The organism is Paracoccus salsus (assembly GCF_021556615.1).
Lineage (GTDB): Bacteria > Pseudomonadota > Alphaproteobacteria > Rhodobacterales > Rhodobacteraceae > Paracoccus > Paracoccus salsus.
This window is the reverse complement of record NZ_JAKGGD010000013.1, coordinates 1-24,730: the sequence shown is the minus strand read 5'-3', so window position 1 is coordinate 24,730 and position 24,730 is coordinate 1. Positions and strand designations below refer to the sequence as shown.

At 61.9% G+C, this 24,730-nt stretch carries 22 protein-coding genes and 8 pseudogenes; 15 read left to right on the top strand and 15 right to left on the bottom strand.

The annotated features are described in order from the left end of the window. Nucleotides 1–230 precede the first annotated feature (230 nt). The 4 genes and pseudogenes from L1965_RS15675 to L1965_RS15660 form a co-directional block, all read left to right on the top strand. Nucleotides 231–467, top strand: a pseudogene (locus L1965_RS15675) (DUF6441 family protein); the annotation flags it as partial. A 72-nt stretch (nucleotides 468–539) separates the two neighbouring features. After that, nucleotides 540–1,328, top strand: a complete 789-nt coding sequence (locus tag L1965_RS15670; RefSeq protein ID WP_235757370.1) for a minor capsid protein — start codon at nucleotides 540–542, stop codon at nucleotides 1,326–1,328. Nucleotides 1,329–1,352: 24 nt separating this feature from the next. After that, entirely contained in the window at nucleotides 1,353–1,823 is a 471-nt protein-coding gene (locus L1965_RS15665) for a hypothetical protein (protein WP_235757369.1), read from the top strand. A gap of 143 nt (nucleotides 1,824–1,966) precedes the next feature. Then, on the top strand, nucleotides 1,967–2,386 hold the full coding sequence (locus L1965_RS15660; protein WP_235757368.1) for an acyl-CoA transferase: 420 nt from the start codon (nucleotides 1,967–1,969) through the stop codon (nucleotides 2,384–2,386). A 734-nt stretch (nucleotides 2,387–3,120) separates the two neighbouring features. On the opposite strand, the gene L1965_RS15655 is transcribed toward L1965_RS15660, so the two are convergent. From L1965_RS15655 to L1965_RS15635, 5 genes are all read right to left on the bottom strand, one after another. Beyond that, nucleotides 3,121–4,542, bottom strand: coding sequence for an ABC transporter transmembrane domain-containing protein (locus L1965_RS15655; protein WP_235757372.1), 1,422 nt, complete (start codon nucleotides 4,540–4,542; stop codon nucleotides 3,121–3,123). 125 nt (nucleotides 4,543–4,667) lie between these two features. Then, nucleotides 4,668–5,720 carry a P-loop NTPase family protein gene (locus L1965_RS15650; RefSeq protein WP_235757367.1) on the bottom strand — a complete coding sequence of 351 codons (1,053 nt, stop codon included), beginning with the start codon at nucleotides 5,718–5,720 and terminating at the stop codon, nucleotides 4,668–4,670. Between the two features lie 32 nt (nucleotides 5,721–5,752). After that, nucleotides 5,753–6,577 (bottom strand): alpha/beta fold hydrolase, encoded by an 825-nt coding sequence (locus L1965_RS15645; protein WP_235757366.1) that lies wholly within the window; start codon nucleotides 6,575–6,577, stop codon nucleotides 5,753–5,755. A 374-nt stretch (nucleotides 6,578–6,951) separates the two neighbouring features. Then, nucleotides 6,952–7,629: a response regulator transcription factor gene (locus tag L1965_RS15640; protein WP_235757365.1), complete on the bottom strand. Its 678-nt coding sequence runs from the start codon at nucleotides 7,627–7,629 to the stop codon at nucleotides 6,952–6,954. 167 nt (nucleotides 7,630–7,796) lie between these two features. Continuing rightward, nucleotides 7,797–9,488, bottom strand: coding sequence for a sensor histidine kinase (locus tag L1965_RS15635; RefSeq protein ID WP_235757364.1), 1,692 nt, complete (start codon nucleotides 9,486–9,488; stop codon nucleotides 7,797–7,799). Between the two features lie 657 nt (nucleotides 9,489–10,145). On the opposite strand from L1965_RS15635, the pseudogene L1965_RS15630 reads away from it, so the two are divergent. The 3 genes and pseudogenes from L1965_RS15630 to L1965_RS15620 form a co-directional block, all read left to right on the top strand. Then, nucleotides 10,146–10,724 (top strand): annotated as a pseudogene (locus L1965_RS15630) (phage tail tube protein); the annotation flags it as partial. After that, the gene (locus tag L1965_RS15625; RefSeq protein ID WP_338421496.1) at nucleotides 10,725–11,012 is read left to right on the top strand and encodes a DUF6127 family protein; all 288 of its coding nucleotides are present in this window, start codon (nucleotides 10,725–10,727) and stop codon (nucleotides 11,010–11,012) included. A gap of 74 nt (nucleotides 11,013–11,086) precedes the next feature. Further along, nucleotides 11,087–11,413: pseudogene (locus L1965_RS15620) on the top strand (D-Ala-D-Ala carboxypeptidase family metallohydrolase); the annotation flags it as partial. On the opposite strand, the pseudogene L1965_RS15615 reads toward L1965_RS15620, so the two are convergent. Then, nucleotides 11,411–12,589: pseudogene (locus tag L1965_RS15615) on the bottom strand (recombinase family protein); the annotation flags it as partial. The pseudogenes L1965_RS15620 and L1965_RS15615 sit on opposite strands and share 3 nt — an antisense overlap. Here L1965_RS15615 and L1965_RS16255 point away from each other — a divergent pair. The 3 genes from L1965_RS16255 (at nucleotide 12,551) to L1965_RS15600 (ending at nucleotide 13,891) form a co-directional block, all read left to right on the top strand. Next, nucleotides 12,551–13,231, top strand: a complete 681-nt coding sequence (locus L1965_RS16255; protein ID WP_235757363.1) for a hypothetical protein — start codon at nucleotides 12,551–12,553, stop codon at nucleotides 13,229–13,231. The pseudogene L1965_RS15615 and the gene L1965_RS16255 overlap by 39 nt on opposite strands. 83 nt (nucleotides 13,232–13,314) lie before the next feature. Further along, nucleotides 13,315–13,569, top strand: a complete 255-nt coding sequence (locus L1965_RS15605) for a ribbon-helix-helix domain-containing protein (protein ID WP_235757362.1) — start codon at nucleotides 13,315–13,317, stop codon at nucleotides 13,567–13,569. Between the two features lie 4 nt (nucleotides 13,570–13,573). Continuing rightward, complete coding sequence (locus tag L1965_RS15600) at nucleotides 13,574–13,891, top strand: type II toxin-antitoxin system RelE/ParE family toxin (protein WP_235757361.1); 318 nt, start codon at nucleotides 13,574–13,576, stop codon at nucleotides 13,889–13,891. A 678-nt stretch (nucleotides 13,892–14,569) separates the two neighbouring features. Here the strand turns inward: L1965_RS15600 and L1965_RS15595 are convergent. Then, a pseudogene (locus L1965_RS15595) lies at nucleotides 14,570–14,746 on the bottom strand (sodium-independent anion transporter); the annotation flags it as partial. A gap of 315 nt (nucleotides 14,747–15,061) precedes the next feature. Then, nucleotides 15,062–15,304 (bottom strand): hypothetical protein, encoded by a 243-nt coding sequence (locus L1965_RS15590; RefSeq protein WP_235757373.1) that lies wholly within the window; start codon nucleotides 15,302–15,304, stop codon nucleotides 15,062–15,064. A 215-nt stretch (nucleotides 15,305–15,519) separates the two neighbouring features. Between L1965_RS15590 and L1965_RS15585 the strand changes: the two genes are divergently transcribed. Continuing rightward, the gene (locus L1965_RS15585) at nucleotides 15,520–15,867 is read left to right on the top strand and encodes a phage tail protein (protein WP_235757360.1); all 348 of its coding nucleotides are present in this window, start codon (nucleotides 15,520–15,522) and stop codon (nucleotides 15,865–15,867) included. 65 nt (nucleotides 15,868–15,932) lie between these two features. Here L1965_RS15585 and L1965_RS15580 read toward each other — a convergent pair whose 3' ends face one another. Beyond that, nucleotides 15,933–16,316, bottom strand: coding sequence for a hypothetical protein (locus L1965_RS15580; protein ID WP_235757359.1), 384 nt, complete (start codon nucleotides 16,314–16,316; stop codon nucleotides 15,933–15,935). Beyond that, a pseudogene (locus L1965_RS15575) lies at nucleotides 16,313–16,489 on the bottom strand (recombinase family protein); the annotation flags it as partial. The gene L1965_RS15580 and the pseudogene L1965_RS15575, both read right to left, overlap by 4 nt. A gap of 337 nt (nucleotides 16,490–16,826) precedes the next feature. Between L1965_RS15575 and L1965_RS15570 the strand changes: the two are divergent. Continuing rightward, nucleotides 16,827–17,222 (top strand): hypothetical protein, encoded by a 396-nt coding sequence (locus L1965_RS15570; protein WP_235757358.1) that lies wholly within the window; start codon nucleotides 16,827–16,829, stop codon nucleotides 17,220–17,222. 3 nt (nucleotides 17,223–17,225) lie between these two features. Continuing rightward, a complete protein-coding gene (locus L1965_RS15565; protein WP_235757357.1) occupies nucleotides 17,226–19,223 on the top strand; it encodes a hemopexin repeat-containing protein in 1,998 nt (665 codons plus the stop codon). Nucleotides 19,224–19,230: 7 nt separating this feature from the next. Here L1965_RS15565 and L1965_RS15560 read toward each other — a convergent pair whose 3' ends face one another. The 3 genes and pseudogenes from L1965_RS15560 to L1965_RS15550 all read right to left on the bottom strand — a co-directional run bounded on the left by L1965_RS15560 (nucleotide 19,231) and on the right by L1965_RS15550 (nucleotide 22,116). Next, the gene (locus L1965_RS15560; RefSeq protein WP_235757356.1) at nucleotides 19,231–20,595 is read right to left on the bottom strand and encodes an ATP-grasp domain-containing protein; all 1,365 of its coding nucleotides are present in this window, start codon (nucleotides 20,593–20,595) and stop codon (nucleotides 19,231–19,233) included. Nucleotides 20,596–21,045: 450 nt separating this feature from the next. After that, a pseudogene (locus tag L1965_RS15555) lies at nucleotides 21,046–21,299 on the bottom strand (integrase core domain-containing protein); the annotation flags it as partial. Between the two features lie 568 nt (nucleotides 21,300–21,867). Then, on the bottom strand, nucleotides 21,868–22,116 hold the full coding sequence (locus tag L1965_RS15550) for a hypothetical protein (RefSeq protein WP_235757355.1): 249 nt from the start codon (nucleotides 22,114–22,116) through the stop codon (nucleotides 21,868–21,870). A gap of 264 nt (nucleotides 22,117–22,380) precedes the next feature. On the opposite strand from L1965_RS15550, the gene L1965_RS15545 reads away from it, so the two are divergent. Together L1965_RS15545 and L1965_RS15540 are read left to right on the top strand one after the other, a co-directional pair. Then, a complete protein-coding gene (locus L1965_RS15545) occupies nucleotides 22,381–23,088 on the top strand; it encodes an inorganic diphosphatase (protein WP_235757354.1) in 708 nt (235 codons plus the stop codon). 211 nt (nucleotides 23,089–23,299) lie between these two features. After that, nucleotides 23,300–23,557 carry a DUF6958 family protein gene (locus tag L1965_RS15540; protein WP_235757353.1) on the top strand — a complete coding sequence of 86 codons (258 nt, stop codon included), beginning with the start codon at nucleotides 23,300–23,302 and terminating at the stop codon, nucleotides 23,555–23,557. 98 nt (nucleotides 23,558–23,655) lie between these two features. Here the strand turns inward: L1965_RS15540 and L1965_RS15535 are convergent, their stop codons facing one another. Continuing rightward, nucleotides 23,656–23,988: a TfoX/Sxy family protein gene (locus tag L1965_RS15535; RefSeq protein ID WP_235757352.1), complete on the bottom strand. Its 333-nt coding sequence runs from the start codon at nucleotides 23,986–23,988 to the stop codon at nucleotides 23,656–23,658. Nucleotides 23,989–23,996: 8 nt separating this feature from the next. Further along, nucleotides 23,997–24,383, bottom strand: a pseudogene (locus tag L1965_RS15530) (SRPBCC family protein); the annotation flags it as partial. Between the last annotated feature and the right edge of the window lie 347 nt (nucleotides 24,384–24,730).

Genomic DNA, 24,730 nt, shown 5'->3' with positions numbered 1-24,730 from the left:
CGACAAGGAGGAGATCGACCCCATTCTCAGCATAACTACGAAAGCCGCCTGATCATGACCTCAGGCCATCTGGAAATTTACACCACCTTGACGGACGTGCCCCAAGAAAATCATCTACTTACTCCTTGAATCCGGTTCTGACCCGCCTTGACAACGGCTGCCTGTATGTCGCTCAAAATGCACCGCGCACCGGGTTCTTCGCCAATCCCGAACACTTGGCGACTCGCTTCTTTGTGTATCGCCGCATGGGCCCGAGCCTGCTGGTGGCGGAGGGACGGCTGAACACGAAGGGCCAGGCGGTCGTGTCGCGCTCGAAGACCGGACGCGGCAAGGTCACCGCCCCGATCTTCCTGCTGGTGCCGCGGGTCAAGCTGCCGAAGCGGCTGGATCTGGCGCGGGATGCAGGCCGGGCGCTGGACAGCGTACCGGGGCTGATCGTGGCAAATTGGGTGGAGGGGAGACTATGATCGTTCGCTCCGTTACCAGACTATTAATTCTCTTGCGTTAAGTTGAAGAAAACTCTGTCCAAGGTCTTCTGCATGCACGTCGATCCGCAACTCTACCGCAAAGCGTTCCAAGCATATCTTCGCAAAGGTACGCCTATCGAATGGTCGATCAAACAAGAGCGGCCAACGACGCACTACATCTGGTGGTCAAGACGCGACCGACATACACGCCCCACGCACCGCGCACGGGACGGGCAAGTGTTTTCGTGGGACAACCCGCCAGATGGCGGGCATCCCGGTGAGGACTACAATTGCCGTTGCCGAGCTGAACCCTACCATGGCGACGGACAAGAGTATGTCACGCATGACCTGAAGGGTATTGGCGGATCAAACGAACGATGGAAGAATCTTGATTTTGTGCGTCACTTTTTTCAGGGCGCTGGCCGTGGCGTCACGTTGAGCGAGATCGGACATCTCAGTGAGATCGCCGAACTATGGGCCTATCGTCATGGAGCACTCGAACGCTGGACGAAACAGATTATCGGGGAGGTTCGAGAAGCGAGACTAACAGCACAATTCGATAGGTCATACAGTTTCGAGAATGTGCAGTTCTCCCATGGCGGTGGCGTCGTCAAAGGTAGTTTTTCAGGGGTCACACAGCTCGTTCATGGAATGCGCGCTATCGAAGGAGAAACAGCGTATGAGTTTTCAGATATCTTCACAGACCCCCTCGACATCAGGGAGTGGATTACTGGTGATGAAATCCCCGACCGGGCCTTTAACCTGACCGAATTGAACGGGACCGCTTATCCTGTTACGGGGTCATGGCGTTCCCATTTGAGGGCAAAGGTGTTCGCTGAGGAGGACATGAGCGCATACTAAATGCGTCTCATTCGGAATTTTCAGATGGATCGCAATAACGCTCCCAGCCATCGCCTCGGCCTCATTGGGCGCGGTTTGCTTGCCGCAGTCGCGCTTCTCGTTGTTGTCGTGGTCCTTTCTAGGATGGAGCGCACGCCGCTGCCCAATGGGCTTGAGCTCGGGCACCGATACATCTGGGACGAAAGACACGACTTCTATCTATGGACGAAAGACGGTGATCTGGTATCGCCCTATGTCCTTGATCTAATGTGCTATAATGACCGGTATCTTTATTCATCTACCATGGATGGTCCGGCCTTCCTCTACGACATCGAAAACGGCGTACTGACGTCCGGCTCCGATCCGTTGTATTTTTCACGAAAGAAGGAAAGCGGTCTGAGTTGCTCCCCGGAAGGCACGACCGGCTATACGCAATTTCTCGTCGGCGCTGGCATCATCGTGCATTATCCCGAGCGCGTCCGGGACTGCACGCTGTCTACTCCCTGTCCGTTCTAGAGAAGGATATGGATGGGTCTTCTTTTGCGTCACGTTGGCCGACTCTTGCTCCATTTGCGCCAATTGACCCTTGCCAAGCGCCTAGAGATGAGCGGGCCGAGGATGAGACACCCGGTCTCCCCAATAAGAAATTGAATTTTGACATGCCCACCCCACGCGAAACCATCCTCGCCGCGCTGCACGCGCGGCTCTCGGCGCTGCCCGCGACCGCTCTGCGGGGCGAGGTGCTGCCAGAGCGCGTGCCGGCTGAGGGCCTGCTGATCCTGCGCGACGGCGAGCCGGGGGAGCCGGAGGTGACGTTGTCGCCGCTGCGCTATCACTACCAGCACCGCCCCGAGATCGAGGCCATCGTGCAGGGCGCCGCCCGTGACGCCGCCTTCGACACGCTGATCGCCAGCATCGGCGCAGTACTTGCCACCGACGGCACGCTGGGCGGGCTCTGCGACTGGGTCGAGGCGGAAGCCCCGCGCCCCGTGGACCTGCCGGTCGAGGGCGCGGCGAGCCTGAAGGCGGCGGTCATTCCGGTCGTCTTGCATTATTCAACTGACGACCCGCTTGGGTGAACCTGCGGCCTGCCTGAAGGCCGCGTTCGGCGGGACGACAGTCCACTGGACTGTCATCTGATCCGCCTCACTCCCGGTGGTGCTGCACTATTCCACGGCCGACCCGCTGGCCTGACCCCGACAACCCAAGGAGAACACCATGGCACGAGCCCAGGGGGCGCGGGCGCTGATGGCGCTTGCGTTCGAAACGACCTATGCGACGCCGCCCGCCAGCGGCCTCAAGCTGTCGTCGCCCCACAACAGCCCGTGGTCGAAGACGTTGTTGGTCTCAAACCCTAGACGACGCGTCCGCCTAGCTTCATGTATGCCGGGCCTTCGCCAGCCCACCGCCACCGCTCCAGTGTGCGGTGCGAGATGGTCCAGCGGTCGGCGAGTTCTTTCTGGGTCATGCAGTTCCGTTTCATATTGTCCTCCATCTGAGCAACTCGACGTGGTTGCGTCCGAACGAAGGCGTGAAAGAAAATGCTAGGCAGGTCAGTTAGTTGCGCACGTCCGCGCATTGCGTCTGGTTTGGCGGCGGCGGGGAATCCAAGCGGCGATCAGCGCCCCGGTTTTGGGAAGTTCCGAACGGACGCAACCGAGAGAAAACGATTAATAATCGCTTGGAGACGAGCGATCTCGTGCAGTTCTGCCAGCGCATGACTGCGGGACCCTGAGCCGAGATTTTCGATGACTCATCCCCTCCGGCTGTTTCCGGGTGAGGTCGCCTATGTCTGGCACGGCGCGGGGAATTGTTACGCTGCCGATTGGGCACCGAACTCACGCGCCTTGAGTCTGATCACCGTTTGCCTGAACTTCAGCATATCATCGGGTGTTGATTGAAGCAGCCGCGCGTCAAAGTCGAGGTCAATCAGGATCAATTTCGGTCGCGAAAGACCTACGCGGACCAGGCTGATTGCCAGTTTTTCGACATGCGTCAGGTTCTTTCCACCCTCCAGAACCTTCCCATCCAGTCCACCGATCCGGTCAAGCAAGGGGCCAAGACCGGCCTCGCGCGCGAGAGGCTCAAGGGCCGCGTCGTCGAGGCGATCATCGCAGCCCATCATCAGAACCCGCCGCAAGGAGCCCTGCAGGATTTCCGGTTTTGTCCCGACCCGCTGCACGTTGCGCCGCAGCGTTCCGCGACTGAGGTCGCGCAGATCGATACCGGAAAGCCGAATTGCCCCAGTTGACGGCGCATCGAGCCCCAGCAACATGTGGACCACAGCTCCGGCGTCGTGCTCAGTCAGGACAAGATCAGTGTCAGCGCCGGGTGCGACGTTGAGCATCAAACGCGCACCCGACGGCAACGCGACATCGTCGAACACCACCTCGACGGCACCCTTCGGCAAGGATTTGCCTTTGCGGTAAAGATCGCGATGCGCGCGGGACAAGGCGGCCTCAGCCTTGATCGCGGCGGCGCAGAAGGCGGCGCGGTAGTTCCAGACCGCTCCCAGATCGCGCAGGGGTGACAGCAACAGGCCGACAACTGCAAGGGCCGCCGCGATGCTGCCGGTGCCAAGGCCAGACCGATAACCCACGAGAATGACAAGGGCCGCCGCGATCCCCGCCGCCAGATCCGACAGCGCCTTCAGGCTTTCGACGCCGAAGCGAAGCTGAAGGGCTGCCGTGATCATGGAGTCTGTGCGCTTTTCCAGCAAGCCCAGTTCCTTGCCGCGTCTGCCCAGGCGGTCGAGATAGGGCGCCATCGGCATCCGCTCGGCCATTTCGGCCGCGATCCTTGCCCGGCGGGTCCGCAAACGCGTTTGCAAGGGCACAAGCCGCACCCCGCCCCATGCGATCAGAGCCAAGGTCGGCACGAGGACCGGGAGCACCGCCAGCGCGAACACGGGGTCAAGCAGCCAAAGCACTGCCAGCATGGCCGGAACAGAGACGAACGCGGCAACAAGGGTCGGCAAGCCCAGACCCAGCCAGTTCCGGAACGCCGTCATGTCGCCGACAAAACGCAAGGACATGTAGCCATTGCGGCGCTGCGAGACGGCACGGGCAGGCATCCGTGCGGCGCTTTCGAACAGGGCCGTGCGGATCTGGCGCGCATAGTCCTGACCGATACGTTCCCCGATCTGACGGGCGGCGACGCGCGTTGCAGCGATGACAAGACCCGCGCCGACAAGGACCGCGAGGGCCGGGATGGGAAGTGCACCGCCGCCATGCATCGCCTCGAAAAGGCTGCGCGTGGCAAAAGCCGCAGCCCCCGCAGCCCCCCCTTGAACGAGCATCAGCACCGCCACAGCCACAAGGCCCCAACCGCGCTTCCGGTCGAGGTGCGGCGGCATCGCCATCACGCGGCCTTCCGTTCGGCAGCAAGCGCCCGCAATGCGAACACGTTGGCCTCGGCCGGATCGGACAGATCGCTTTTGCGCAAGACCGGTACGCCGGTTGCGGCCAGGGCTTCGGCCACTGCCATCGGAGAGCAGCTCAGAATTCCGGCCAAGGCATCGGGACGCAGGCCCAGCCGCGCGAGTTCCGCCACACCACCCGCCGCCGCGACCGCGTCACCGCAGGCAAAGACCAGACCAGACATGTTCTGGCGGAACCAGTCATCCGCCACCAGAGCGCCGGTTTCACGCTGGAAAAGCCCATCGGCGATTTCCATCACGGCAATGTCGCAGCCCTGACCGGCGGCATGTTGCAAGAGCAGGTCGAGGCCCTGCTTCACCCGGTCCATCGGTTCGCGGTAGGTGGTGACCATGCCCGCGTCGGTGAAATCCGCCACCCAATGCGCGCCAGTGTCTTCGTATTCGTTGAAATCGCCGTACGCCCCGGTCCCGGTGCCCTTCAGCGCCGCGACCTTGTAGCCAGCCAGCCGCAGGCCAAGCGCCAGTTGCGCAGTCGCCGTGGTCTTGCCAGAGTTCATGGCCGTGCCAAGTACGAAGATCACAGGGATTTCCTTTGATTGACGAACGGTTGGCAAAGCGAAGCGGTCGAGGTTGACCGTCTGCCCTTCGGCATCCACCAACCGGCCCATGGGCAGCAGGCGTGTGGCTGGCTTGATCCGCTCGTTGCGGGCAACCATGCGACCGATGCAGCCGCCACCGGCCAGAAGGTCGGCCCCGGCGGGGTCGATCTCGGCCAGCCCCTCGAACTGATCCGGGGCATAGCGTGCGCCACAGGCAAGGACGATCAAGTCGCCGGGAAAGATGTTCGACGGGCGGCCCATGGAGAGTTGCACCCGGCTGTGCTGGCCGATTCTTTCGACCTGGGCGAGGATCAGATCGCCTGCGCGGGCTGCGGCGAAGTCGGTATCCATTCCCGCGACAAGGTCGCGATCGACACGACGGGTGGCAAAGGTCCATTTTGCTCTGGGCAGGAGGGCGAGGGTGTCCTGGGTCATGAAACGGGTCCCTAGGTGAGCTGCGATGTTGATCAGGAAGCCACGGCCAAAAGGGCGGGCTCGGCTTCGGTGACAAGGCGGGCGAGCCTGGCCTGCGTGATGGCTTTGGCGACGTCATGGGTCACGCCGGGCATTCGCATCAGGTTGATGTCGGGCAGAATACCCTTGGCACGGGCTGCCAGGCGGAACCGCTCGACATAGGTCTCGGCCCGGGCGATGCGGGTGCGCCCCTGAATACGGTCAAGGCCAGGGTTCTGCCGCAGGCTTGCGTCCCGCAAGGTGTCTTCGGTGCCCACAAACACCCTGACCGAAAGCCGCAGGAAGGCGGGCATGTTGTGATCGTGGCGGCGCGCCCATGTGTGCGAGCCGGGTGTCGCATCCGTGCCCAGGCCGTAAGGATAGGCCATGCTGGTGTCGGGAAGGCAGTACCATCCCGCTGCGACAAGGTTCAGCCGCCCAACCTTGTGCGGGTAAAGCATCGCAAACCGATGCGCGAGTTGCGCGCCGCCGGAATGCCCGAACAGATCGACAGGTCCGGCAAAGGCCGGGTCAAGAATGGCCAGATGCGACAACAGGGCAAGAAGGGCCCGATCAGGGCGCGCGCTGCGGCTGGGGCGTTGAAAATTGAGCCATTTCTTCTCTGAAAAATGCGGGACAACGATCCTGCGCCCGGTGCGCTCGGCTTCGGGCCGGAACAACTCCACAAGCTCATCCGCATTCCGCGAAATGCCGTGCAGGACCACAAGCGGTGGAAGGTCAGACATCATCGGGGGCGTTATGACCCGGGCGCGCAGCGAGCCGGACTGGGACGCAACGCGATGAACCGTGATCATCGGCGCAAAAGGCGGATGGTACATGTTGTCCTCCTTCAGGTGGTGGAGCAGAAACACAACGCTATGGCGGCCGAAGGGTGAGCACCGCAGAACTGCATGACCTGCTGGCCGGTCTTTGTGTTCGTCTTCAATTGAACCCATGCGCGTTCTGTTCTGGTGCAACCTAGTTAATCGCCAAGTGTGACGCAGAACTTGCGCGAACGTTGCGCGTTTCTGACAAAGACGTTAATTGCGCCTGACAGCCGACACATCTCTGGTTGCGAGTTGAGGCGCTAAGGCAGATCCCGCCAAAGGCTTTACGCTACGGCAATTTGTCGTGCGGCAAGAAGCTCAACTCCCTTTGGGGTCCGCGTGCAGCCGTTGAACTTCTTCTGCCGAAGGTTGATCAGTGCCCTAGGCTATTCACCATCCATCCGATAGCCGTAGTTCCGGATCGTCACGATCATGCCGCCGGCCGGCCCCAGCTTGCGCCTGATCCGGCTTACGGTGACGTCCACGACATTGGTCAGCGGATCGCTGTCCATCCCCCAGACCGAATTCAGCAATCGCTCGCGGGCAAGGACCTTGCCCTTGTTGCGCATCAACATGACGAGGACCTCGCGTTCCTTGGTGGTCAGGTCCACGTTGCGGTCGTCCAGCTTGATCTGCATGGACGCCGGGTCGTAGGCAAGCGGGCCCGCGACAATTGGGTCGTTCTTGTCGGGCGCGCTGTGCCCCTTTCGCCTTCGATGCAGGGCCTCGATCCTGGCCACGAGTTCGTCGAATTCGAAGGGCTTGGGAAGGTAGTCATCCGCACCCGAGCGCAGCCCGCCCACCCGATCATCGGTCGAGGCCATGGCGCTGAGCATCAGGATCGGCACGTCGTTCCGACGCGCGCGCAACTGGCGGCACATCTCGTCGCCCGACATCTGCGGCAACATCACATCCAGAAGCACGACATCATAGGACGCGGAGGCCAACATCTCGAGCCCGTCCTCGGCGGAACTGGCGTGGTCGATGGTCCACCCCTCCGCGCGCAAGCCACGGCGCACGAAATCGGCAACCCTGGCTTCATTCTCGACCATCAGTATCTGCATCCGCCCCCCGCGTGTCGCACACTGTGATCGTTTCCGATCAGTGACGCCAGAGTAACGTTGGGGAACGGAGTTTATTCCGCTCGTGGCAGAGAATTCTTGGAAGGCGCAACGGATCTCTGTCCCGAATGGCGCACGGGTGCCTGATCGAGCAGCCGGCCCGCAGGACCTCAGCCCACAGCTTTGCCGACCATGCGTGCGCCGCCTTGCTCGCCATGGTTGGCAGAAGTTTCCAGCCCGACCGGAAAGTCCAGACGGACGATCAGACCGCCGCCTTCGCGCGGCAACAGCGCTGCGGATCCGCCATGGGCCTGCATGATCGACCGCACGATCGGCAGGCCCAACCCGTTTCCATCAACGCCCGCACCATCGGCCCCCGAACCGCGAGAGAACCGCTCGAACGCCATGCTGCGCTCTTTCTCGCTCATGCCGGGACCGTCATCTTCGATCATTATGGCAAAGCCCTGATCGGTCGGTTCGACCCGCGCCAGGACCTGTTTCCCCCCATAGCGCAACGCATTGTTCATGGCTGCCAGCAGGCATTGGCGCAGGCGCAAGGCATCGACCTCGCAAACGGCGGGCGTCGCTTGCTGCATGACCTCGATCTCCGCGCTCACCATGGATGCCGCATCGGCCACCGCCAGGTTGAGATCGACGCTGCGCCGGTCGATGCGGAGTTGCCCAGCCTCGACTCGTGCGACCAATAGCAGATCATCGACGATCTTGCTGGAATGGCGGGCCGCATCGCGGATGCGCGAAAGCGTGTCGCTTTGCTCGTCGGGGCTTTGCGCGCCACCGCGCAGCGCGATATCGGCCTCGCCCTGGATGATCGTGATCGGGGTTCGCAACTCGTGGCTCACATCGGCCATCAATTGACGGCGGCTTTCCTCGGTCCGCTGCAACCGTCCCAAGGTCTCCCGAAGCTCGGCCGTGCGGTCGAGCACCTTTTTCTCAAGCGCACGCGCCTGAGTTGTCAGCGCCCGTTCGCGCGCACCGATTTCCGCGGCCATGGCGGTCAACGTTGCGGCAAGGTCGCGCAATTCGGCCGCGCCCTCGACCTCTAGCGTGCGGCTGTAATCGCCTTGGCGATAGGCATTGGCACCAGCCAGAAGCCCTGCAAGCGGCCGCGCAGTCCAGCGGCGGAATCCGACCGACACCAGACCGGTCAGCACCGCCATCAGGGTCATGATGGCCCATGCGGCGGCATTCAGGTTCGACCGCAAGGCGGCGGCGGCCTGCATGTTCTCCTCCACCTCCTCCCGTTCTCCGGCCAGTGCTTCGGCGATGAGGTCAGAAAGTCCCTGATCAATGGACCGGTTCAGCAAGTTCGCCAGCCGAGCCACCCGCGCGGGATCGTCCTCGGGCGGGTCTGCCAGAAACTCGCGATAGCTGGCGCGGATCTCTTCGATCTTTCGTTCGATCTGGGCGAGAAAGGCCAGTTCCTCGAATTCCTCTTCGCGATCGAGTTCGATTTCGCGGGCGATGAGGTCACGGAGCACTTCGATGTTGCCGTCGATGTCGGCATTGATCCTCGGTGTCAGGTCGTCGCCATTACCGACCAGCAGACGATCAGCCTTTTCCTTGAACAGGCGGTTGACGTTCGACTGCAACGCCAGGTGTTCTGCGTAGGATGCATTCGAAAGGGCGATCCGGGCATCGTTATGGCGGGTGGCCTGAATGCCCCAGACGGTCAGGCCTGCGCCGACGAAGGTGCAGGCCAGCAACAAAAGGGCGAAGGTCGTCAGAAGAGACGAAAGCCGCATTGGCCAAGCGCCGCGGATCAGTGAACCAATCCAAGTGTTACGCATAAATAGACCTTTGGGACGCCGAATCAGCGCCTCGTCCGTGACATGGTTGGTCATTCACGCCCCCGCACTTCATCGTTAGATCCCCAAAAAGCGCAAGTCGCCTGCCGCAGCGTCAGTCGGCAAGAGAACCTCGATACGGCCAAACCCCACCATAGCTGGCGGGGCAAAGCCGCGCGAGCCGATGTCCACGGTCGCCCGGCGTCGATCTGGCATGAGAGCAGAGCGCTTCTTCATTTGATCCTTTGGCATACGTACACACTTTTCTATTGCGGGCGGTCAAGGCAACGCCCCACCGACTTTGTCGTGATCTTATAGATGCGGGGGGGGGGGTGGCGTTGAACTTGCACAAACATTACGGGGTCATGACGACAGGATGAAAGCTGTCGTCCGTTGAACGGCACTGGCAGAGGGACGGCGGTCATAGCGACCCCAACCTGAAAACTGGGGCAGGGGCAGTTTTCGGAAACCTGCCTCGGTCATCAAGACCGACTTGCTCGCGCGGAATGTCGTTGTTGCGGTTTGCGCAAGCAGTGCGTCCGATTTCCGACGCAGACGCCGAAGTCGAAGCAAGCCCTTTCGGAATGTCCGGTTCTAGGAAACCGCGTTGCAGCACGTCACCGTCCGCTGAGGGCCGAGTGTGTTGGTCAGCGAAGGCCTGCTCGCTGTCCCTCCCAGTCCACCGGAACGTGACTCATCAGTCGCGCCAGCGTCACCCGCATGCCATTCGCCAGCACCTCGCTCGGCGCGGAGCAGCCGCTGCTGAACTCGGAGCTTCTCGGCTACGGCCGCGATCCGCTGGCGCCGATCAAGGACGCGGTGACGGCGGATGGTGATCTCGTGGTGCCGCTCGACGCCGAGGCCTTCGGGTTCTGGCTGAAGGCGGCCTTCGGGACGCCCACGACTACCGGTGCGGAGGCGCCGTACACCCACGAGTTCCAGTCAGGGTCCTGGACGCTGCCGTCGATGTCGATCGAGACCGGCATGCCGGAAGTGCCGCGCTATGCGATGTATTCCGGCTGCGTGCTCAACCAGATCACCTGGCAGATGCAGCGGTCTGGCCTGCTGACCGCAACGGCCCGGCTGGTCGCGCAGGGCGAGACGGTCGGGACCACGACGAGCGCGGGGACACCGGCCGGGCTGGAGCCGAAGCGCTTCGGCCATTTCAACGGCGCGATCACCCGGAGTGGGATCGCCCTCGGCAACGTGGTCTCGGCCGAGATCACCTATGCCAACAATCTCGACCGGATCGAAACCATCCGGAACGATGGCCGCATCGACGGCGCCGACCCGATGACACCATCCCGATCCGAGGGCTTCGTGCGCATGCCCGACGCCGAGTTCGAGGCGATCCTGACCCGGGCGGCCGAGGAAGGCGCGAAGCGTGCGCTCGCCGATGTCGGCCTCGACGGCGACGAGGCCGCGCTCGACATCCGCGATCTGCGCTCGCTCGTCGACTGCATCCGGCTCGTGCGCCGCACCGCCATGCAGACTGCCGTCCGCATGATCACCACCGGCGTCATGCTGGCGCTGCTCGCCGGCATCGCCATCAAGCTCAAGATCTTCGGCGGCGGCCCGTAGCCGCGCCCCATCCCCCATTCATCAGCCCAACCGCACCCGCCCTTGAGGCGGGTTTTTCGTTTTCGGAGGACCCCATGACCACGACCTTCCACCGCCATTGGCGCGACGTGCCGGAGAGCACCTGGCGCTGGCCGAATTTCAGCCCAGCCGAGATCGCCTGCCGGGGCACCGGCAGGCTGCTGGTCAACGAAACCGCGCTCGACAAGCTGCAGGCGTTGCGCGACCGGCTGGGCAAGCCGCTGATCGTCCGCTCCGCCTATCGTAGCCCCGAGCATAACCGCGCCGTGGGCGGCGCGACCCGCTCCAAGCACCTCGACGGCGCCGCCTTCGACATCGCCATGGCGAACCACGACCCGGTGGCGTTCGAGGCGGCGGCGCGGGAGGTCGGGTTCCTTGGGTTCCGGGTTTTGCACCGCCGACCCGCCGTGCCGAGTAACCCCGGCGATAATCTCGGCCACCACCTCCGGATGGGCCTGCCGCAGGGCACGGTTGACTTCGATGTAGCTGTAGTCGCGGTCCGGCTCGTAGCCGATCAGCCGGTAGGCACGCAGCAGGCTGCCGAAGCGACTGCGATAGGCACTGGAGGAAGGCAGGTCGTCTTGCTCGTCGATGATCAGCCCCGACAGCACGCCTTGGCGATTGAGGATGGTGCGCAGGGCCTCGCGCAGTTCCTCATCCGAGAAATGGCGGTTTCGGGCATCCACGATCTCCCTGGCCCGCAAGAACAGCGCTTGATCGACGATGGCGGGATATGCACCCTGCGCGCGGATCCACATTTTTCGCGGGTTCACAACGCGGCGCTGCTTCAGCTTGAAAGATACCTTCGCGAAGACATTGTTCCCGGTGTATTTTTCATTTGTCAGCACCTGATGGACGGTGGCCCGCGTCCACGGTCGGTCGAGATCGGTGCGGTGTCCTTCGCCGTTCAGGATTTCCGCGATCTCGCGTTCCGTGCCCACCTCGTTGACGAACATCTCGTACATGCGCTGGACGACCCGCTGTTCCTCATCGGGGCCGGGGACCAGGATCACGCGGTCGGTCTGCAGGCTTTTCTGCTCACCGCGGGACAGCTCCCCCTTCGCATTGCCGTGCTCGTCGATCAGCACCCGCCGCAGCCCATAACCCGCTGCGCCGCCCTGTCGATAGCCGAGTTCCACGAGGCGGCACTGCCCAGCGAATACCTTAACCGACAGCTCGCGGCTGTATTCCCCGGCCATCACCCGCGTGACGGTTTTCAGAAGGTTCGAGCCGATGCTGCCGTCATTCTCGAACTGCTCGCCGCAGTAGTGGACCCGGATCCCGACGCGTGAACAGACATGCTCGTGGTAGGCGCCCTCGTCGGCATCCTGAAACCGGCCCCAACGGCTGACATCATAGACGAGGATCGCCTTGAATTCGGCCTGGCCGGATTGGACCTCGGCCATCAGGTTCTGCAGCGCTTCCCGGCCGTCGAGCCGTAGCCCGGAACGCCCTGAATCCTCGAATACGCGCAAGATCTGCAGTCCGCGGGCGATCGCGTAGCTGCGGATGACGTCCAGTTGGTTCTCGGTCGAGTATTTCTGGTGATCGGTCGACATCCGCACATAGGCGACGGCCGGGATGTCCTGCCCAACCTCGTCACCTTCGTCCGTTCTATTGCCTCGACCGCTACTCAAATTGCGTTTTCCTCTTCAGCCGATATAGCCTTGTTTGCGTTCCAGCTTCCCATCTGGCGCGAGAAGCCCCGGAAAGTCGTTTCCCGAAACGGGCAATGTCTTTCCGTTTGGCTGCGTACTGGTGTTCAAATCCCAATTCATCGCGGGCCTCTCAAGTCAATCGTGTTCGTCAGACGCGGTCTGATGACCCGTCACGGACAAATCCGGCTCTCGCCGTTTTCATGGTTCTTCAAATGTTTAACGGAGAAGGACGTGGATATGCGGGTGAAGATGGGCACAGTTGTGCCGAAAATGGGCACATTTGTGCACCTGGTCGAAGAACCATCCGATTATCGGACGGCGGTAGCGCTGGCTCTGCATGAGGAACTGGGCGATACACATCGGGCGATCAAGATGGCCATGCGCTGGACGGGCGCCAGCGAACGCACCGTGAAATACTGGTTCTCGGGCGAGCGGGGGCCAAGCGGTGACCATCTGATCGCTCTCACGCGGCACTCGGATGCCGTGCTGTACGTGTTGCTTGCCCTTGCGGGCCGCCACGTTGTCGAAGATCCAGACGATTGACGGGGTCGGCAAGGGGTATGACAGCTTGTTTTGTGTTCTTTTTTGGTTATATTGAATACGCACGAGATGAGAGGTACAGCGCCATGTCCCGAACGACCACAATGACCGTCCGCATCGGCGGAGCCTTGAGCGACTTTGTCTCGGCCAATGTTGGCGATGAGGGGTCCTATGAGAACGTCAGCGAGTACATCCGCGACTTGATCCGGCGTGACAAGGAGCGGGCTGAGGCCGAGGCGTTTAACCGGCTGAAGGCCGAGTTGACCCATGCCTTTGCTGCTCCGGAGGAGACGTACAAGCCGCTGACAGCGGCAGAGGTGATCGCGCGGAACCGGGGCTGAGCCGGTGCCCGCCATTCGCATCCAGGAAGGGGCGTCCCATCGCCTCGACGACATTTACCGCTACACCCGCGACAGATGGGGTGATGCGCAAGCCGAGACGTACATCACCGGCCTGTTCGCAGCATTCGAGAGGATTGCAGCTCACGGGGTCGCATCAAAGCCCATCCCGGCCGAGTTCGGCGTCGAAGGGTTCTTCTTTCGATACGAGCGCCATTTCGTCTATTGGCGGTATCTCTCGAATGGCGACATCGGGATCGTGACCATCCTGCACGAACGCATGCACCAAATCGACCGCTTTCGGGATGACTTTGGTCCGGGCTGACAAACCGATTCTCCAAAGTCCGTCAGATTTGCGCAGAGTTTCGCAACCATCACGCCGGGGCGGACACTGGCACGGGAGAGGGTTAGGAATTAGAGTCGTTCCCTCCGCCAACGCGACCGGGATCCAACCTTCGGTGATCACCGCGCGGTCCCTTACCGGGGCGTTAACCGAACCGCCGTAGGGTATCGCCACGCATTCAGTTATCGGTGGCATCATGCAGAGCAGCTTCAGCCAGTTCCTTCGAACTGGAGGAAATGGCGAGTTCGTTCTGTCGCGCGCGGCACAGGGCTGGGTCGGGCGACGTGTGGACCTTTCCCTAAAGTCGGACTTCCCCGGCTACGAAAACCTGAGACGTGCATTTGAGGGACGGCTCGACCGAGTTGTCGAGGGAACGGCATTGGCCTCGGCGTGGAACACCACGGCGTATTTCGTCTCGCGATCTTCAAGACGCTACTCGCGATCGCAGACGCCGCGCGGAAAGCCGTTATAGCCCGTGGCGATGACGTGACGCTGCCGGTCGACAGGCACGCAGCGATGGACTTCAACGATTGCTGTCGTTGCGCCCCGTTTCCCAGCAACATTCTCGATTGTCCGGCTCGCGGCATCCTGCAGCGACCTGCAGAAGATCAGGAGGTGCATGTTTAAGGAGATCGCATTGAACAGGCGGCTCAGCCGCAAGGACGAGCGTGGATGCACGGTCAGCGCCTTGATCGAGGACCATGAGAACGTGCCGACGGACACCCTGATCATGATCGCCACAAGCGCCGCCATGGGAATGATGCTGACCAGATCGCCCAGCACCACGACCATGAACAGCAGGTAGACCCCGGCTGCAAAGGACGAGAGTGGCGGCCGAGAACTGCCGTTCATTCATAGCGCTGATGACGCGCCGCGGCCTTCGCATCGCGGCCATCCGGCTGCGGCCGGGTTTTCTCGTTGTTTTCGAGGGTTATGCGGGTGGGGCTGAGCACTGGCCTTGGCGCAACAAGGCCCGAAAGCGGTCTCTCAGGGCCGATATTCTCCGGACCTTATGACTGCGCCGATTTGGAGAATAGGTTGCAAGCCCTTGAAACGGCGCTGTTCTTTCGTGGCCTGAGCTGAACACTTCGATACCGGTGGCGTTCGCTGGAACGGACCCAATTCCAACGAGGCAACGACTAGAAAAGCGCTCTAGGACTCGGTCGCTTCTTGGCCTGTATCGTCGCCTGCTGCTCTCTCCTTCTGCCATTCGTCAGCATCGAGGTCTCTAACCCGGTTGAGAAACGCTCTGTGGAAATCGTTCACCTTGGCGGCCAACCATTCGTGCTGCCACGCGGCCAACGTCAGGCGCAGGACGCGCGTCATGTAGGATGAGGCGATCCCCTCGCACTCGGCAAGTTCGGTGATGGTGGCGAACTCGCCCGACTTCATCATCCGCCCCCGCGGAAGGCTCGCGCCCAGGCGACCAGCGTATTCTCGGTCTTGCAACTGCATTTGCTGCGCCCCCAAGGGCTTCACAGAACCACTGGCGACCACGGGGAGCGGCGGCGTGACCTGCGCGGCGCCATGAGCGCCCTCGCGAATTGTCGAGACAAACGAAGCGCCCCGGCCTAGACTCGCGACAGGATTTCGAACTCCAGGGGACCAGTATGAAGTTACTCGCTTTCACGACGATTGCGTTCGTCGGCACAACGCTTGCGACAGATACCGCCGCTCAATATTACGACGCGGGCTACATGGGCCAAATTCTCGTCACCGGCGCGAACTACTGCCCGCGCGGAACCATCGTCGCCGACGGACAGATCTTGCCAATCGAGCAGAATACGGCTCTCTACTCGCTCTACGGCACCAGCTACGGTGGCGATGGTGTCAGCACGTTCGCCGTGCCCGACCTCCGTACCAAGCAGGAGGATGGCCAGCCGATCCCGTACGGCCAGCCCGGCTCCGGGCTGCTGCACTGCGTCATATCGGAAGGAGTCTATCCCCCCCGGGATTGACAGGGGGCTTTGATCTGCCCTTTGCCGCGTTGACCTCAAGGACGCCTGAGAGCCGTTCTCTTCGCTCAGCTGAGTTTCGTGCGCTGATCCTCCCACTTCACCGGGATTGGCTCCAGTATCTGCGCCAACGTTCCCTCGGGCTGCTGCTTCCCGTCCAGGATCGCATCGACGATGTCGGGCGCGAGCATCGTCAGGCGCAGGACGCGGGTCATGTAGGAGGGCGCGATCTCCTCGCGCTCGGCCAGGTCGGCGATCGTGGCGAACTCGCCCGTCTCCAGCATCCGCTTCCATCGGGACGCGCGGGCCAGCGCCTTGAGCAGCGTGCTGTCGGTCCGGCGTGACTGAGTGGCGCCGTCAGGCAGCTGCATCTCCTGACGCCCGCCGCGCTTTACGACATGGAACGGGACGTGGAGTGTGATGGTTTCGGGGATCGGGGCGCCGCGGGTCATGCTGCGGCCTCGATGTCGCCGGCTAACATCTCGCGCGCTAGGCCGCCGAGGCCGTCCACGCGCAGCCGGACGTTCAATCCGTCCGTGCCGACGTCCACGCGCTCGACCAGCAGCGCCACGATGCGGGCCTGCTCGGCGGGGAACAGTTCGTCCCACAGCGGGTCGAGCTGCCGCGTGCGGCCAGGGCCTCGCGCGCGGCGCAGGCGGTCCTCGGTCACGCTGATCGGCGTCATCGCGCGGCGGTCCGGCAGCAGTCGGCGGGCCGGTTCCTGTTCCATGCGCGCCAGCGCCTCGGGCGAGATGCCTTTCGACGATCTCGCGCTTCCTGGCGGTGCTGTGGCGGCGATGTCTCTTTGTCATGGGGTTCTCCTTAGCAGAACCCCGACCCGGTCAATAACTCTGGACCAAACTGTCCAGTCTCAGGGGCGCACTCCATCCCTGGCCCCGCTCTCCACTGTGATTGACCTGCGAAAAATGCTACACTTAGGCTTTCGAAAGGGAGGTTCGGAGATGGCGAAGAAAATCATCGTTCTTGGGCCCAGACACGTTGAAGATGACGAAGGTCGGCGTCCTTGGGCCGAGAGGGCTAAAGCGATCAAGTCAATCAAGGGACGAGGTGGCAGGATCGAGTCTGACAATGGTGGCCGCATCTTGGTGGTCGACGATGTTGAAGACGAAGCAGCGCTCTTGAGGAGTCTGCCGGACGGAGCGAAGGTCCTGGCGCCGGGCGACGACGTCGCCAGTGTCATGCGCACCATGGAACCACAGGAGCGCCTCTTCGCTAAGGCGCTGCAAGTGAGGTTCTCGCAAGCCTTCATCACGCAGAAGAAGACCCGCACGGTAGGCGAGTCACCCGAAGAGAGGGAACTGTTTTCCCACACCTGCACCCCACCGGGGGAGGACTGAGTCATGGCCAACGAACGAATGATCAACACCGTTTCGGTCGGCGTCGTCTATGTCAGCGGCCCTGACCATTTTGCAACCTCTGAGGCGGAGAAGGCGCACATCCTGGCCGAGGTTCAGCACGGTCTCGATACTTTGGCAACGAACGAACCCGAAAGCAACCTTACCTGGATCTACCAGCCGCTGAGTGTGAACCTCAGCAGCTTTCAGCCTTGGGAGGGGTCGAATTGGCCGGGACTAACCTACGAGTACTATAACTACTCGATTGACGCCGCGGTCTACGCGCTGGCCAACGACAAGATCTACTTCTTCAAGGGCGACGAGTATATCCGCGTCGATCCGAACAATGGCTGGAAGGCCGACGCCGGCTACCCGAAGCCGATCGCCGGCAACTGGCCGGGCTTCCCGACCAGTTTCCAGAGCGGCCTGAGCGCCGCCTTGTGGAGCGGACCCAACAACAAGATCTACTTCTTCAAGGGCAGTGAATACATCCGTGTCGATCCAGGCAACGGATGGCAGGTCGACAGTGGCTATCCCAAGCCCATCGCCGGCAACTGGTCGGGCTTCCCCGCCAACTTCCAAAGCGGCGTCGATGCCGCCTTGTGGAGCGCGCCCAACAACAAGATCTACTTCTTCAAGGGAAGCGAATACATCCGCGTTGACCCGAGCGCTGGCTGGGCTGTCGAGGCAGGCTATCCGAAGCCGATCGAGGGCAATTGGCCGGGCATGCCGACCTGGGGGGTTTGGACGCCGGATTTCACCAAGGGGATCCAAGCCGCGATCTGGTCAGAGAAGAACCAGCGGATCTACATGTTCCGCGCAGGACAGTTCAACCAGTACGTGCGCATCAACCCAAACGATGGCTGGAAGGTCGAGGACGGCTACCCCAAGCCCGTCGGGCTCGGCCACGACGCCGAGGCCAAGTGGCGGGACGCAGCGCTGAGCCAGCTTGGGTTCTCGTCCGGCACCGACGGCATGATCCAGTTGACGGAGTGGTTCCAGAACGCCGCCAGCGCGCAGTTCGGGTACATCATCTTCTTCACGAAGCTTCCCACGGCGTGGATCGGATATGCGTCGTCAGGATCCCGTCGTGTCACCATCTACAAGAGGGACGAGGGCGACTGGACCACCTGGACCAGCATAGACAGTGTCGTCGCTCATGAAACCGGGCACATCTTCCACGCGCCCGACGAGTATTATGCAGAGTGCGACTGCGAGTCGCTCCATGGGAAATTCATTAGGGACGTCAACGGAAACTGCAACACCTGCACCACAAGCCAACTCACCTGCTTGATGGACGGCAACTCGCTCACGAATGTATGTGACTGGACCCGAGCGCATATCGGTTGGAAGGCGTTCCTTTCCGGCATAGACGGGGCAGTGTTCAGCGATGCGAACGACAAGTTCTATCTGTTCTCAAAGGGTTATTACGCTCGCTACACGAAGGACTTCAAGTTCGAGGAAGACTACCCCAAGCCGATCGCGGGAAACTGGCCCGGCTTTAACGCCAACTTCTCGTCGGGTATCGATGCCGCCTTGTGGAGCGCGCCCAACAACAAGATCTACTTCTTCAAGGGCAGTGAATACATCCGTGTCGATCCAGGCAACGGATGGCAGGTCGACAGTGGCTATCCCAAGCCCATCGCCGGCAACTGGTCGGGCTTTCCCACCAACTTCCAAAGCGGCGTCGATGCCGCCTTGTGGAGCGAGCCCAACAACAAGATCTACTTCTTCAAGGGCAGCGAATACATTCGCGTCGACCCAGGCAGTGGCTGGGCTGTCGAAGCAGGTTATCCAAAGCCCATCGCCGGCAATTGGTCCGGGTTCCCGGCCGACTTTGCCAACGGCGTGGACTCGGCCACCTGGAGCCCGGGCAACTCGCGGATCTACTTCTTCAAGGGCGGCAAGTACGTCCGCGTGAACCCGGCGAGCGGCTGGGCGGTCGAGGGCGGCTATCCGCGCGACATCAACGTGAACTGGAGGATGGCGTTCCCGACGGATTGATGAGCGGCTACCCCGGCTGGTCGACCAGCGCACGGAAACGTCGCTGGCCGGCCCCCTCGGCATTGTCGTTCACGAAGACGATCTTGGAGGGATTGAACGGGTCGAGCCCTTGCGGCAGCACGAGCACTTGGTGTTCATCCCAGACCGTCTCCACTGCGTTGAGCACGGCGCCTTCATTGATCAGCCGTGACGGGATCGCGACCTTTGTGTTCAGGTCAATGCGCTCTATCCGAAAGCCTGGGCCCCGGTGCTGTGCGAGCCGAGACTCCAGACGCAAGAGATGTGCAATCGGCGCGCCTGCGGTCAAACGCGGGTTAACGTCAATGACGTGACCGTCAATCATATCAAGACATAGCAGACCCACAGGACAAAGCTCGCCCTCAATATTGGCGAGTTGGCGATATAAGCATTCCACGCGTTCGCGCTCTCGGGTTTCCAGCTCCGGGGTCCAGCTTGCGCCCACGAAGCGGTCACCCTCGATGATTTGTCGATGAATATCGAATATCTCGGGGCGGTCTTGCGCATGGACAAAGCCGACTACGCCAAGTGACTCGCCTGGTACAAAAACCTGGATCTGGAATCGACCCGGCAGCCGACCGGCTGTGCGCAACGCGCCGAGATGCCGATGCAGCTGCTCCGGCGTCGCCCCTGCGCCATGGTTGCTGAAGACCCCGAATCCCGCAGCCCCGCCAGCGGGCTTCAAAACATATCGTTCGCGCTGCGACAGGCCCGCCACGACCTGCATTGGGTCACCGTCGCCTTCGAAAATATGCGTTTCCGGGCAGCTTACGCCGTGCCGGTTGAGCAGCCTTGTCGCACAATTCTTGTCCATGATGGTGGTGGTCGTCGTCGCAACGCTCGAGGGCTGAGCGCCGAATTCGGCCAGCAGTCGTTCATCTAGTGTGAACGCCAACAGTGCAATGCCGGACTCTCGGAAGACCGAGACGGCAACCTCCAGCAAGGCTCCAACGCGCCATTCGAAATTTTTCGGAAGCACGACCTCCGGGCTCGGCCTTCGGTCGCCGGCCAAGACGACCCGTCCGTCGGGGGGAACAAGCGCTATGCCGGTCAGCCGCTGCCAGATCTCACAGTTAACAGCCAGCGCGCCCACCACCTGCTCGCCGACGTTCGGGACGTCGCTGGGTGCGCGTACAATGAGGCAATCGCCCGGTCGTGTGTATAGATGGCCCTGGAAACCGCTGTCGATCGACCTCCAGTCCCTGTCGTTGAAGCGCGAGATCAAAGTCCGATCGCCAAACACGGCGCTCGTCGACAGCGCAATGATCCTCGGCGCGTCAGGGTCGCCGATCAACGCTCCCAGGTGGCGTATTTCGGGCGGGGTGAAGATCCCCAATGAAAAATGCTTTGCCAACTTTATCGAATCTCCCGTGACTCGCCTTGGGATCTTGCCTGGATGTTCCCTTTTGGTTCCCCCCCGAATGGCTGCAGGCGTGTGTTCAGAGAAGCATAGCGGAGGCCCTTGTGCCAGCCGATCAGTCACACCCTAGTCGTCCGTTTTGAGTGTTAGCGCATAGTCGGCCCTTGTTCCATCGGGACGATGGTTTCCCGGGCCGGCGGACGGTAGCCTGGCCCGGACTTTTCACCGGAGCGTCGCGGGCGTAGGCTGTGGCGGCCGGTTGCTGCGCGCCGTGGCGCGGTGGTTTGGGCAGGGTTGGTCGATTGGTGGTTGGTGGGCGGGCGGGGCTCTGGGCGCGTCAGCCGCATAATCGGGCGCGGGCGAGGCGGAAGAACGCGGCGTCCGGGCAGCTCGATGCCATGGCGACGCGGATGCGGCGGACGTTGCGAGTGACCCCCGATGCACCTACGTCTGGTGAGAACTACAGGCTAGAGCACTGTGGGGTCGCCGGGTGTTGGAGTGTATCCTCCATTGTCCGATCAGGATCTGCGCCTCGCGCATGCTGTGGAAGATCTCGCCGTCGAGCAGCTCGTCGCGGGCCCTGCGTTGAAGCTGTTGCAGTAGCCGTTCTCCCAAGGTGAGCCCGGCTCAATATAAGCAGCCCTGGCGCCGGCGGCCGCGATCCAGTCCCGAACAACTTGGGCGGCGAATTCGGGTCCTTAGCACGTCGGGTTGGTCGCCTCCGTTCTCGGTCCACGGTCTCGCAACCCGAACCTCTCGGAGAACGGCGGTGGCCGCTAGCGTCACGCGCGGCCGCGCGCTGCGCTACGCCAGGCCGGGAACTCAGCGCGCGGCCTCCTGTGCCAAGCGGTGGGACACCACCGGAAGGGCGACAATGGCGACGAGTTATCCATTGAAACGACTCTCGGGTTCTTGCTACTTTGCGCGGACATCCCGATCACAGACGTTGATGAGATATGCAGCTATCTGGCTTGTTGTTCTTTCTATGGCTGGCCGGCTTCGGGCTAGGCTCGGAATCCGCGTCTTGTCCTGGCGGACTGAAAGCTGCGTCTGGCGATGTGGGCCAAGGCTGGGTTCAATTTCCCCCGCACTGCGATGAAGTCTGTCAGCGGATGATCGAGTGCGTCGGGACGACCAATCCTGCCCTGCTTGAGCAGTGCCTGGTCGCTTGCGAGAAGGCCACGGACACGGCGCGCAGGTGTGTTTCAGATGCACCGGCGTGCGAACAGGCTCTGACCTGTATCGAATTTGGTCCGGATTGAGTCATCACGGAGAAAGCTCAGTGAACGGGTCTGTCAGAAGAATTTGGCTTGTGGCACTCCATTCCGAAGCAGCATGGGGCGCAGTGCAGAGGCGCGTGACCTCGGGAAGCCGCTGCAGCGCAGCGGTATGGCGGCGCCAGAACACGGGGAAATGTCGCTCCACCATCGAGCCGTCGCAGGCATGCCGCAGGCGAACCGAGGCGAGGTGGCGCAGCCCCTCGGCGTAGATCCGCGCAGGCTGCGACAAGCGCATGAAGAGACATCGTTGCTTCCCCCAGCGATCCGGAGCCGCACCGGGCCATGGCCTACAAGGCCCGCGGCTTGGATCGCGAAGCCACTGTCGAGACATTGCGAGCCGACGGCATAATGGGTCCGGACGCGGTCCTGCCTGCGGATGGTGGTGCAGCTCACCGCCCGCATGATCTGACCCTGTCCGGGACCACAGATGTCTGGCCGTAATCTGGATGTCACAATCCTTCGTTAGACGTGTTCCAAACACTATCTATGGAGACCGCTGATGCCCAGAGCACGATTGCTGGCAGGTGCTGCCTGCCTCGCCTTCATGACGCAGATGACGCACGCTGAGTCGCTCGGGGGGCTCGCCTTTTCCGAAACCACCCCTCATGCTGCCGCTATGACGGCCAAGGACGATTTTACGATCGTCGGCACCGAAGAGATCATGGCCTTGGACGCATTCGGCGAAGATGGCACTGTTCGCGCAATCATCGAAATTCCGTCAGGCACATCGGCCAAGTGGGAGGTCAGCAAAGACGATCCCAAAGCGGTGTATTGGGAATACAAGAACGGCAAGCCGCGCGTCGTGAACTATCTCGGCTATCCTGGCAACTACGGATCAATCCCGGGCACGGCGCTGCCCAAGGAATTGGGCGGTGACGGCGACCCTCTGGACGTGATCGTGCTGGGTCAGGCTGCGCCGCGCGGCGCGGTCGTCGATGTGCGCGTCATCGGGGTGCTGAAGATGCTCGACGGAGGGGAACAGGACGACAAGCTGATCGCTGTTCTGGCCGAGGACTCGCCCTTCTCGCACATCGAAAGCATGGCGCAGCTTGATGCCGAGTATCCGGGCGTCAGCCAGATCGTCGACCTGTGGTTTGCGAACTACAAGGGACCGGATGGCGGCATGGAAGGCAAGGGCTTCGGGGATGCCGAGGTGGCGCGGGTAGTGCTCGAATCTGCCGCCGAAAACTTTCAGAGCACTCGCTGACCAATTTCGGCGCACGCAGGCACTCGGCCGACCAGCTTGCGGGCCGAAGCAGGACAGGCCGCCGCCCCCTGTAGGACGGTCGGCCATCATCCTGTGGGGACCGGGTCCGTCAGGCTGCCGGAACTTCGTGTACCCTTCCACGCCCCTCGACCTTCTTTGCGACCTTTTCGGAGTCACCGCGAGCCCGAGCTTTTTCTTCAAGGCCCCGGCCATGGCGCCCCTGAACAAGGCGAAATTCATTGCTATGCGGGACGCTTTACTTCCGGTCTTGCCGTCCGAGGCCCCCGGCATGTCCGTCGCCGAGGCCAAGGCGGCACTGTTGCCGAACCTGTCGCAGGAGCTGTTTCCGGACGGCGAAAAGGCGGGATGGTGGCTGAAGGCCGTGCAGCTCGATCTCGAAGCCAAGGGCGTCATCGAGCGAGGCGGCAAGGGGCCGGTGCGGTTGTTCAAAGCAAGAAATAGCGGCTAACATCGCCAAGGCCACAAACGGCAGAGTTCCAAACAGATTGCACCATCCGTTCGAGTGACCGCATTTCCGGGCCCCGACAAGCCGGACCTGTCAGTTTCTTACTTCTCTGGCAGTGTGGAGACAAAACCGCGGCCGCGTGTAATCCAGCGGTTCAGCGCATCGCCGGTCTCCACACCGGGCGGATCAACGAGGACAAACCCGCGTGGTTTGCGCCCGCCGGACATCTCCATCGGTCGCACGTGGTCTTGCGTCAGAGCAGCTTCATAACCGTTGCGTCCAACCCTGACCATCAGTGCGGCCCCGATGACGCCACAGCACATGTGGCCCCCGACCATGAAGCACACCGCCCCCATCATCTTCTGTTCCCGCAGATCGCCCACGTCCGACAGGGCGTTTCGAACGCGGGCGGCAAGGGCTTGATCGTAGGCCACGGCGCAGATCAGGCCTTTTCAGCGGAGATGATTTCCTGAAGCCGGACCAGGCTTGTTTCCCAGCCTGCACGTGTCTTCTCGCACACTTCGGCGTTCGGCAGGCCGGAATGACAAAGAGTCAGGCGCACACCATCGGCCTGCGGTTCAACATTGTAGGACAGCGTTGCAGGTTCGATGGGCGCGCCTACAGGCTTCCACGTATGCGCGAGCTTGCACGGTTCATCTACGGTGAGGAACTCGCCTTCGAGCTGGTAAGGCTGTCCGCCGCCGACACCCGCTGCGGCCCAGCGACCGCCTTCGCGGACATCGCCGGTCCATTCTTCGGTGTTGAACACGCCCGGCCGGACCCACCAGTTGCAGATTTGCTTTGTGGTGAGTGCACGGAACAGCCGTTCCGGCGTGGTGTCGAAGAGTGCCGAGGCTTCGACATCCCCGACTCCGGGTCTGTCGTGGCTATCACCTTGTTATCGAAGTCGAGGCTTGCTGCATCTGTCCTCTAAACTCTCCATTTTTACCATTGATCACACGCTACACGGGGCAGTACGTTTTCGTAAATACGAACAAAAACGATAGCATGGAGATTTCTCATGGCACCGGACGACGACACCCATCACGGGCCGCAGGTGTCCCTGCTGACCGGCCTCGGGTCACGTCCGTCAAGGTGGTGTAAATTTCCAGATGGCCTGAGGTCATGATCAGGCGGCTTTCGTAGTTATGCTGAGAATGGGGTCGATCTCCTCCT

Bases quoted from the DNA above. Each gene is read 5' to 3' on its own strand.
- L1965_RS15670 (WP_235757370.1), top strand. From the start codon at position 540: ATGCACGTCGATCCGCAACTCTACCGCAAAGCGTTCCAAGCATATCTT.
- L1965_RS15665 (WP_235757369.1), top strand. From the start codon at position 1,353: ATGGATCGCAATAACGCTCCCAGCCATCGCCTCGGCCTCATTGGGCGC.
- L1965_RS15660 (WP_235757368.1), top strand. From the start codon at position 1,967: ATGCCCACCCCACGCGAAACCATCCTCGCCGCGCTGCACGCGCGGCTC.
- L1965_RS15655 (WP_235757372.1), bottom strand. From the start codon at position 4,542: ATGCATGGCGGCGGTGCACTTCCCATCCCGGCCCTCGCGGTCCTTGTC.
- L1965_RS15650 (WP_235757367.1), bottom strand. From the start codon at position 5,720: ATGACCCAGGACACCCTCGCCCTCCTGCCCAGAGCAAAATGGACCTTT.
- L1965_RS15645 (WP_235757366.1), bottom strand. From the start codon at position 6,577: ATGTACCATCCGCCTTTTGCGCCGATGATCACGGTTCATCGCGTTGCG.
- L1965_RS15640 (WP_235757365.1), bottom strand. From the start codon at position 7,629: ATGCAGATACTGATGGTCGAGAATGAAGCCAGGGTTGCCGATTTCGTG.
- L1965_RS15635 (WP_235757364.1), bottom strand. From the start codon at position 9,488: ATGACCAACCATGTCACGGACGAGGCGCTGATTCGGCGTCCCAAAGGT.
- L1965_RS15625 (WP_338421496.1), top strand. From the start codon at position 10,725: ATGACACCATCCCGATCCGAGGGCTTCGTGCGCATGCCCGACGCCGAG.
- L1965_RS15605 (WP_235757362.1), top strand. From the start codon at position 13,315: ATGTCCCGAACGACCACAATGACCGTCCGCATCGGCGGAGCCTTGAGC.
- L1965_RS15590 (WP_235757373.1), bottom strand. From the start codon at position 15,304: ATGATGAAGTCGGGCGAGTTCGCCACCATCACCGAACTTGCCGAGTGC.
- L1965_RS15585 (WP_235757360.1), top strand. From the start codon at position 15,520: ATGAAGTTACTCGCTTTCACGACGATTGCGTTCGTCGGCACAACGCTT.
- L1965_RS15580 (WP_235757359.1), bottom strand. From the start codon at position 16,316: ATGACCCGCGGCGCCCCGATCCCCGAAACCATCACACTCCACGTCCCG.
- L1965_RS15570 (WP_235757358.1), top strand. From the start codon at position 16,827: ATGGCGAAGAAAATCATCGTTCTTGGGCCCAGACACGTTGAAGATGAC.
- L1965_RS15565 (WP_235757357.1), top strand. From the start codon at position 17,226: ATGGCCAACGAACGAATGATCAACACCGTTTCGGTCGGCGTCGTCTAT.
- L1965_RS15550 (WP_235757355.1), bottom strand. From the start codon at position 22,116: ATGCGCTTGTCGCAGCCTGCGCGGATCTACGCCGAGGGGCTGCGCCAC.
- L1965_RS15545 (WP_235757354.1), top strand. From the start codon at position 22,381: ATGCCCAGAGCACGATTGCTGGCAGGTGCTGCCTGCCTCGCCTTCATG.
- L1965_RS15540 (WP_235757353.1), top strand. From the start codon at position 23,300: ATGGCGCCCCTGAACAAGGCGAAATTCATTGCTATGCGGGACGCTTTA.